This window comes from Nocardiopsis halophila DSM 44494 (assembly GCF_000341245.1).
GTDB lineage: Bacteria > Actinomycetota > Actinomycetes > Streptosporangiales > Streptosporangiaceae > Nocardiopsis_A > Nocardiopsis_A halophila.
The window spans coordinates 1-722 of sequence record NZ_ANAD01000294.1; the positions used below are offsets into that span (position 1 = coordinate 1).

Annotated in this window: 2 pseudogenes; both read right to left on the reverse strand. The window is 70.2% G+C overall.

The window, feature by feature from the left end:
* Positions 1-268: pseudogene (locus tag D450_RS31640) on the reverse strand (succinate--CoA ligase subunit alpha); the annotation flags it as partial.
* A 17-nt stretch (positions 269-285) separates the two neighbouring features.
* Positions 286-722: pseudogene (locus D450_RS0129050) on the reverse strand (ADP-forming succinate--CoA ligase subunit beta); the annotation flags it as partial.

Genomic DNA, 722 nt, shown 5'->3' on the forward strand with positions numbered 1-722 from the left:
CCGCCTCGACCACCGCGCTCTTGGTGAACTTCGGCGGAACGAAGATCACCGTCACGTCCGCGCCGGTGGCCTCCATGCCCTCGGCCACCGACCCGAACACCGGCACCGCGGTGCCGTCGAAGTCGACCTCGCTGCCGGCCTTGCGCGGGTTGACCCCGCCCACGATCTGCGTGCCCGACGCCAGCATGCGCCGGGTGTGCTTGGTGCCCTCAGAGCCGGTCATGCCCTGGACCAGCACCTTGCTGTCCTTGGTCAGGAAAATAGCCATGTCGCCCTCGCCCCTTGTTACTTCGCGGCCAGTTCGGCGGCCTGAGCGGCGGCGCCGTCCATGGTCTCCACCTGGCGCACGGCCGGGTGCGCCCGCTCGGTCAGGATCGTGCGCCCCAGCTCGGCGTTGTTGCCGTCCAGGCGCACCACCAGCGGCTTGGACACGTCGTCGCCGCGCGACTCCAGCAGCTCCAGGGCCTGCACGATGCCGTTGGCCACCGCGTCGCAGGCGGTGATGCCGCCGAAGACGTTGACGAACACGCTCTTGACGTCGGCGTCGCCCAGGATGATCTCCAGGCCGTTGGCCATCACCTCGGCCGAGGCGCCGCCGCCGATGTCCAGGAAGTTGGCGGGCTTGACCCCGCCGTGGGCCTCCCCGGCGTAGGCGACCACGTCCAGGGTGGACATGACCAGGCCCGCGCCGTTGCCGATGATGCCGACCTGACCGTCGAGCT